7 protein-coding genes and 1 pseudogene are annotated in these 7,666 nt (G+C 55.8%); 6 read left to right on the forward strand and 2 right to left on the reverse strand.

Features of this window, described 5'->3' with window-relative positions; genetic code table 11:
* Both LD28_RS0101275 and malX read right to left on the reverse strand, forming a co-directional pair.
* Nucleotides 1-781 (reverse strand): MalY/PatB family protein (locus LD28_RS0101275; protein ID WP_033135227.1); only part of this gene is annotated, 781 nt, incomplete at its 3' end.
* Nucleotides 782-868: 87 nt separating this feature from the next.
* Nucleotides 869-2,440: a maltose/glucose-specific PTS transporter subunit IIBC gene (gene malX, locus LD28_RS0101280; RefSeq protein WP_033135228.1), complete on the reverse strand. Its 1,572-nt coding sequence runs from the start codon at nt 2,438-2,440 to the stop codon at nt 869-871.
* A gap of 290 nt (nt 2,441-2,730) precedes the next feature.
* Between malX and LD28_RS0101285 the strand changes: the two genes are divergently transcribed.
* The 6 genes and pseudogenes from LD28_RS0101285 to LD28_RS23940 form a co-directional block, all read left to right on the forward strand.
* Nucleotides 2,731-3,768: a Mal regulon transcriptional regulator MalI gene (locus LD28_RS0101285; protein WP_033135229.1), complete on the forward strand. Its 1,038-nt coding sequence runs from the start codon at nt 2,731-2,733 to the stop codon at nt 3,766-3,768.
* A 240-nt stretch (nt 3,769-4,008) separates the two neighbouring features.
* A complete protein-coding gene (locus LD28_RS0101290; protein WP_033135230.1) occupies nt 4,009-4,920 on the forward strand; it encodes a BRCT domain-containing protein in 912 nt (303 codons plus the stop codon).
* A 165-nt stretch (nt 4,921-5,085) separates the two neighbouring features.
* The gene (locus LD28_RS0101295) at nt 5,086-5,349 is read left to right on the forward strand and encodes a hypothetical protein (RefSeq protein WP_033135231.1); all 264 of its coding nucleotides are present in this window, start codon (nt 5,086-5,088) and stop codon (nt 5,347-5,349) included.
* 353 nt (nt 5,350-5,702) lie between these two features.
* Nucleotides 5,703-6,419 carry a sugar isomerase domain-containing protein gene (locus LD28_RS0101300; RefSeq protein WP_033135232.1) on the forward strand — a complete coding sequence of 239 codons (717 nt, stop codon included), beginning with the start codon at nt 5,703-5,705 and terminating at the stop codon, nt 6,417-6,419.
* Between the two features lie 100 nt (nt 6,420-6,519).
* The gene (locus LD28_RS22790; RefSeq protein WP_156120068.1) at nt 6,520-7,317 is read left to right on the forward strand and encodes a hypothetical protein; all 798 of its coding nucleotides are present in this window, start codon (nt 6,520-6,522) and stop codon (nt 7,315-7,317) included.
* 175 nt (nt 7,318-7,492) lie between these two features.
* A pseudogene (locus LD28_RS23940) lies at nt 7,493-7,666 on the forward strand (GNAT family N-acetyltransferase); the annotation flags it as partial.

Genomic DNA, 7,666 nt, shown 5'->3' on the forward strand with positions numbered 1-7,666 from the left:
GCTGCAGATAGGCGGCCCGCGCCTCGGCATTGGCAATAAAAGCGTAGGCGCCGCCAAGAGCGGGAATATTGAAGGATTTGGAGCCCGAGCTCACCAGCGCCCAGTGGTCATCCGGCGCTACTTCACTCCACGGCAGGTAGCGGGCAAAGCTCACATCCATATGGATGTCGTCCGAGATCACCTTGACTCCGTGGCGCTGGCAGATGGCGGCCATCCGGCCGAGTTCATCCCGCGTCCAGACCCGGCCGGTGGGGTTGTGGGGGCTGCAGAGCAGCAAAATCCGACAATCGGGGCGAGCGGCTTGCTGCTCGAAGCTGGTCCAGTCAATGTGGTAACTCCCTTGCTCTTTTTTAAGCGGACAGGGCAGCAGCACCCTGTCGTTGGCGGCCAGCATATTGCCGAAAGCGTCGTAGGCAGGGGTATGCACCAGCACCCCCTCCCCCGGCGCCGACCAGAGGCTCACCAGCTGGGCAATCACATAGATGACCGAGGGGCCATAGACCAGCGTGTCGGGGTCGAGGCTCGCCCCGTAGCGGCTGGCAAACCAGTTGCTCACCGCCCCCTTGAAGTCGTCGTGATTCCAGCGGCTGTAGCCAAAGACCCCGTGCTCAAGGCGGGTTGCCAGCGTCTGGCGAATGCAGGGGGCTGTCTCAAAATCCATGTCGGAGATGGTAAAGGGGAGCAGGTCGGCATGGCCAAAACGGTCGGCTACATAGTCCCACTGGGTACAGTAGGTGCCGTGGCGGTCGACCACGCGGTCTAAGTCATAAATATCGTGCATGAATTTTCTCCCTCCATAAACAGGAGACATATTGGGAGAGGCAAACAAGGGGGGCTTGCGCCCCCCGTTCGGATTTTATTGGCCGATTCAGGCCCCCATCAGGCTCTGCAGCTGGTTTTTCACCAGATGCACCTGCGGGCCGATCACCACCTGCAGGTTATGCTCGTCGAGCTTGATCACCCCGATGGCGCCGTTCGCCTTCAATACCTTGTCATCGACCCGGCTCATGTCCTGCACCGACATCCGCAGGCGGGTAATGCAGTTATCGAGCGCGAGGATGTTATCGGCACCGCCCAGGGCGTTGAGGATGATTTCACCGTTGTAACCGCTGTTGCCTGCCTTCTTGCCTGCGGGCTGGGCAGCTTCGCTGGTCTCAATTTCCCGACCGGGGGTTTTCAGGTTGAAGCGCACGATGGCGAAGCGGAACACGCTGTAGTAGATGGCAAACCAGATGGCGGCCGCGACCGGCACCAGATACCACTTGGTGGCGGTGCCTTGCAGCACGCCGAACACCAGAAAATCGATGAGGTTGCCGTCGGTGTTGCCGATGGTAACGCCGAGCAGCCCCATGGTCATAAAGCCGAGCCCGGTCAGGATGGCGTGAATGACGTAGAGCACAGGTGCCACGAACAGGAACAGGAACTCAAGCGGCTCTGTGATACCGCCGATGACGCAGGCCACCACACCAGAGACAAGCAGCGCCTTGATCTTGCCGCGATTTTCCGGCCGTGCGCAGTGATACATGGCGAGCGCCGCACCCGGCAGGCCGCCGAGGAAGGCAGGCATCTTGCCCTGAGAGAGGAAAGAGGTGGCAGAGACCGAGAAGCCGGTGGTGTCGGCGCAAGAGAGCTCGGCGTAGAAGATATTGAGGGCGCCGCTCACCTCGTGACCGCATACCAGCTGGGTGCCGCCCGCTTCGGTAAAGCGGATCAGCGCCACCAGAATGTGGTGCAGACCGAGTGGTAGCAGCAGGCGCTCACCGGTACCGAACAGGAAGGGGCCAAAGGGGCCAGCGTGGGAGATGAGCGCCCCGATACCGTTAATGCCGGCGGCAAACCAGGGCCAGGCGAACGGCACGACCAGACCGACTACACCCAGCACTAATACAGTGATGATGGGCACGAAGCGGGCGCCGCCGAAGAAGGCGAGCGCATCGGGCATCTTGTAGGTGTAGAAACGGGCGTGCAACTTGGCGACGATCACCCCGACGATGATGGCCCCCAGAATCCCGGTGTCGATGGAGCTGATGCCGAGGATGGATTTCACCCCGTAGGCCTTCTCCGCAGCCGCGTCACCGATGACGTTGGCCACGGTGAGGTAGAAGTTGATGGAGAGGTTGAGCGCCGCATAGCCGACGAAACCGGCAAAGGCCGCGACCCCCTTCTCTTCTCGCGCCAGCCCGAGCGGAATGGCCACCGCAAACATCACCGGCAGGTAGATAAAGGCCACCAGCCCCACCTTGGTCATCCAGAGGAACAGCAGTTGCAGCACGGTATTGTCGAGAAAGGGCATGCTCTGCTTGACCGCATCGCTGGTGAGCGAGCTGCCGACACCGAGCAGGATGCCCGAGAAGGCCAGCAGGGCGACCGGCAACATAAAGGTCTTGCCGAGGCTCTGCAGGAACTCCCAGATGGTGGATTTGGCTTGAGGCTTGGCCATGAAACGGCTCCTTGTGAATAAACAGCAATATCTGCGGCTGCCCTCCCCCGCTCGAGGCAATCTCGAAGCAATCTCGAAACAAAGGCGCGGGTCAGCATCAGGTTTTGCTGGATGATAAAACGTTTTATCAAACTACAAGTGCCGACAGGATCACAGAATAAGGGGGCTGGCTGGCAGCAGGTTCCAAATTTGTGAGCCGGATCGGCCCAATGGTGATGTAACGTTTCACTTGAGCATCTGAGCAGGTATGCTGGGGCCTCGCTCTCAACATGCCATCGTCCGTTCGCCCTATGTCGCCCAAATCCCTCTCTGCCAAAGCCACCAAGATCACCGATGTCGCCCAGCGGGCGGGAGTATCGGTCACCACCGTCTCCATGGTGCTCAACGGCAAGGGGCGCATCTCCCCCGCCACCGCCGAGCGGGTGCAGCAGGCGATAAAAGAGCTCGACTACGTGCCCAACAGCGCCGCCGCCAACCTGCGCAGCCAGCAGTCCAATCTGGTGGGGCTGATCCTGCGCGACATCACCGACCCCTTCTATACCGAAGTGACCGCCGGGGTGAGCGAGGTGCTGGAGCAGCAGGGCTATCTGCTGTTTCTGACTCAGTGCGGCCACAGCCCGGAGCGATTGCAGCAGAGCATTCACTCCCTGTCACGGCAGGGGGTGGCGGGGATCATCTTCAATCCGGTGCGCGGCGCGGCGGCCAAAACCCTGGAGACCCTGCTCGACTCCGAGCTGCCGGTGGTGTGCGCCGCCCGCTCCTACTATCGGGATGACGTCGACTTTATCGGCCCAGACAATACCCACGCCGCCAAGCAGGCCACCACTTATCTCATCGAACAGGGCCACCGCCATATCGCCTACGTCGGCGGACGGGCCGACTCCCTCACCCGCGCCGAGCGCATCGGCGGCTACTGCGCCAGCCTGCTGCAATATGGCCTCCCCTTCAAACCGGAGTGGGTACTGGAGTGCGAACGCACCCAGCGCAGCGCCGCCGACACCATCGCCCAACTGCTGCACCAGCACCCCAAGGTGACCGCCGTGCTCTGTCACTATCCCGAGGTGGCACTCGGTGGCATTTACGGGGTGGAGGCGAGCGGGCGCACCGTGGGCAAGGACAACTACATCGGCCAGCAGGTGGCGCTGCTCGGCTTTGACGATGTGGCGGAGGCCGAACTCACCTCCCCCGCCCTCACCTTCGTCAGCTCACCGGCCCGTGAAATCGGCCGTCAGGCGGCAAGGCGGCTGTTGACCCGGATGCAGCAACCCGAGCTCGCCCCCAACCGCCATATCATCACCCCCAATCTGCAAAAGCGGGAGTCAGCCTGAGTTCCCGCAACTCAGGAGATAAACATGAGTTGGCCCGCCAATCGGCAAGCAAGGGCATCTCTCTCCAATTTTCCAGGAAACCATTTTTCGACAAAGCTCACATGCGTGACTAATGGCAGGCAAGTCTTCTGGCCTGATTGAAGCCAAGTTTTATATGATGAAGTCATCAGTTACACCCGCAGCGATCCATCTCTCTACGGGTAGTTCCCACTCTCTTTGTAACCAGCAAGGGATCATGCAATGGGTGAATTGAATCGTCATGGCCAGCCAGTCGCTAACTACAATGCAGCACGCAACCGCGACAAGCAGTTGAATAATCTGATGGGGATCCTGGATGGCATAGTCGCAGACAGTGTCATCGATGAGCAGGAGATCCTTTATCTGGATACTTGGCTCAAAGAGAGTACCAGCCTCAACAGCTGGATCTTTCGTGAGCTACGGGAAATGGTCGCTAATGTGCTGCAAGACGGTAAGTTGTGTGAAGAAGAAAAAGTCCACCTTATGAGTACACTTCCTCGTCTGATGGAAACATATCGTCATCTACCGGGCGTCGACTTCTATTCAGAGGAATCAGACAAGCTATTACTCGAGGGGCTCTGTCAGGGGTTGATTGGAGATCAACAGCTGTCCGATGACGAGATCCATTACCTGAGTTGGTGGATGAAACAAAACAGCATGCTGAGGGCCCACTATCCCGGAAAACAGCTGTATCAGACGGTGGAGCGCATCCTTTTGGATGGCATCATTACTGCCGCAGAGAGAGAAGAGTTGCAGCAACAATTAATGTTGTTTATCGGCAATCCCTTCGAGCAGGGTGCTGTCACTGGTATGGCGACCAAGATGGCCATCAGTGATGCCGAAATAGATACCCTATATGACTGTACTGTCTGCTTCACCGGCATGTTTCTTTCCGGTACACGTCGACAATGCGAGGAAACAGCCCTGCTATTGGGTGCAACTCCCCAAGACTCGGTCACACAGAAACTTGATTACCTCATCCTCGGTGAGCTCAGTTCGCGGGATTGGCGCTTCTCCTCATACGGCAGAAAAATCGAAAAGGCCATGTTGTTGCAGGAGAAAGGACACTCGGTACGTATCGTCACCGAAGAAGCCTGGCTTGCCCATGCCAACACTCTGCACGAGTCGGCTTGAACCTTACATCACGGCGGGGGCTCACGCCCGCGCCTTGATAATTCACTTCTTCCGCTAGCCAACTGCACATCAAAACGTGAGCCTGCTCACTGCGCCAGCAAGCAGAGATTGAGAGCCAAGTGGAGATGGATATGATGGGCGTGCACTCTCTTCACGAGCCTCTTTATGAGCAACCCGCACGACCAGAACCCGCCGAGTGAAATCCATCGCTGTGACAAATGCAGGGAGCGCACCCGCCATATCGTGGTGCTGGTGCCACGGGATCACAGCCAGGATGTGATGCCCAAAGACCCGCGCAAAGCCTTCTGGCACGCCTTTCGCTCCAGCAGCCTGACCAATGCGGTATTCGGTCAGACCCTCGCCTATCAGGCCACCCATGTAAAACATCTGATCTGCGAACGCTGCGGGGAGAAGTTTCTCGAGTATTGAGCCATGCCGCGCCCATCCATACACGACGGCCAACCGGTCCCTGCACATATAAACCGCGCTCGCTCATCCATTTGTTGATCCCCGGCCGGTTTCTCGCCGCGTGCCGTTTTTCCCCCCTCCGCCATCAGTTACCATGTCCCGCTTGGCAACCTTGCTTAGGAGGGGTCACATCATGCCACCATGCCCTCCCGTCATATCTCCGGTTAACAGCAGCAGACTGGAAGCTGTAATCCACGGGCGGTAGCGTATTTTTTGCCGTAGATGCCGTGACAACGCCACCGGCCAGCACCCACTCGCCGCGATAACAAATGCCATAAACCACACAATCAACAGCGAAGGAATTCCAACCCGTTATGTTTGAGTACGTCGAAAAACTGCACGCGCGCATCGCTACCATGGTCAGCCAGAACGAAGCCGGGATCCGGCAGGCGGCCCACTGGTTTAGCGAGGCCATCGTCCATAACAAGATGATCCATATGCTCGGCACCGGGCACTCCCATATGGTCGGGCTGGAGGGGTTTATCCGTGCTGGCGGCCTTGGCAATATCAACGCAGTGCTCGACTCTACCGTCACTACCGCCGATGGCGCCCTGCGCAGCTCAGCGCTGGAGAAGCTGCCGGGGCTTGCCGCCATCCTGTGGGATGAGCAACCCATTGCGCCGGGGGATCTGATGGTGGTGATCTCCAACTCAGGACGCAATGCCCTGCCCATCGAGTGGGCCCAGCTCGCCAGGGAGCGCGGCCACAAAGTGATCGCGATTACATCGGTTGAGCAATCGGCACAAAACCCGAGCCGCCACCCATCGGGCCAGAAGTTGATGGATCTGGCCGATCTGATACTGGACAACTGCGTACCGCCGGGCGACGGCCTGTGCGAAGTCAATGAGCGCGTCACCGGCGCCTTCTCTTCCATCTCCGGCATGGTACTGATCAATACGCTGGTGGTTGAAGCGCAAAAACTGGCGCTGGCGCAAGGCGCGACCCCGCTTATTTTCTCCAGCCAGAATGTGGATGGCTTTAATAACGACGATGTTTACCGCCATTTTCAGGGGCGACTGAAGTCGATGTAAGCAATTTGGATATTGTCGAACGTTGGGCTTCACTTCGTTCAGCACCAACCTACGATGTTTGGCCCAACATACGAGATAAATTTAAAACGGAGTAATGAGGATGCTTCTAGCAAAAAACTGCTACAAAAAAGACAATTTGAAAACCGGAAAAACAATAAAGCTGGGTACGTTATATGAGTATAGAGATATAGAAAGTGATCAAATCGTCGATGATGGTGAAGGTAAACACTTTTTTGTACTCAATTTTGACGGAACAGTTGAGATTGAGCCTAAATGGTTCAATTTCATCCTACAGGGAGCAATCAGTGTAGGAGGAGATGAGAACCAACCAAGAATAATGGGGAGCATGAGCGCTGCTATAGAAAATCTTCATATTATTGAATGTACAGAAAAATCACTCAAGATACGAGACACTCGAGCAAAAATCCATCGAGAAGCTCTTAACGGATTCATTTTTTGCGTATCACGCGTTAGAAAAAAGCGAGATGCTGTTGGATTATTTCCAAATTACGATGATTGTTGGTATATGACAGCATCAAAAACTCATAGCCTTGGAATTGAACTTTCAAAACTACTCCGTAATCGCATTCTCTCCGGACGTCACTCAGGTAATCACATTGTCGATCCAAATATATCATTAGAAAATTTGTCAATTTACTGCCGACATGAACCCGTGTCTTACTTAAGTCGTGAAATTCATATATCTGATACCAGCGACTTTACGATAGAACACTTTATGAAAAAAATTTCAGATATGGCTTTTGTTAAGCCGCCATCTTTCTCCACAGAAAAGGAGTACCGATTTAGCTTCACGATTGTTGCTGGAGAGATGATCCTTATGCCTACGGTGAAAAATGTTATATTGAATGCTGAACACTTGGTAGATTGGACTGTATAGTGACCTTGTTGCTCAAGGGACATTGGTTTCAATAGCGAAGCGTATTCGAATATTCACGTCATCACCTCTACCTTCCAATCATTACACTTTCTGTAACCATATAAGCGGTGCAATTCACTTCGTTCATTGCACCCTACGGCACTTGATACCCACCTCTGAGATTAACAAGGAAGTTATGTTCAAGCTTGAAACCAACCGTCTTATCCTGCGCGATATGCAGCCAGCGGATGAAGCGGCTTTTGTCGCCATCTCGCAAGAGAGCAAATATCAGCGTTTTTACAGCGAGTCAGATTGTGACCCGGATAAATATCGGCAGCTCACCCGACTGTTTATCGAGCAGGCTAATGAA

The sequence above is a fragment of the Aeromonas finlandensis genome, assembly GCF_000764645.1.
GTDB lineage: Bacteria > Pseudomonadota > Gammaproteobacteria > Enterobacterales > Aeromonadaceae > Aeromonas > Aeromonas finlandensis.

Bases quoted from the DNA above. Each gene is read 5' to 3' on its own strand.
- LD28_RS22790 (WP_156120068.1), top strand. From the start codon at position 6,520: ATGCTTCTAGCAAAAAACTGCTACAAAAAAGACAATTTGAAAACCGGA.
- LD28_RS0101285 (WP_033135229.1), top strand. From the start codon at position 2,731: ATGTCGCCCAAATCCCTCTCTGCCAAAGCCACCAAGATCACCGATGTC.
- LD28_RS0101295 (WP_033135231.1), top strand. From the start codon at position 5,086: ATGAGCAACCCGCACGACCAGAACCCGCCGAGTGAAATCCATCGCTGT.
- LD28_RS0101290 (WP_033135230.1), top strand. From the start codon at position 4,009: ATGGGTGAATTGAATCGTCATGGCCAGCCAGTCGCTAACTACAATGCA.
- malX (WP_033135228.1), bottom strand. From the start codon at position 2,440: ATGGCCAAGCCTCAAGCCAAATCCACCATCTGGGAGTTCCTGCAGAGC.
- LD28_RS0101300 (WP_033135232.1), top strand. From the start codon at position 5,703: ATGTTTGAGTACGTCGAAAAACTGCACGCGCGCATCGCTACCATGGTC.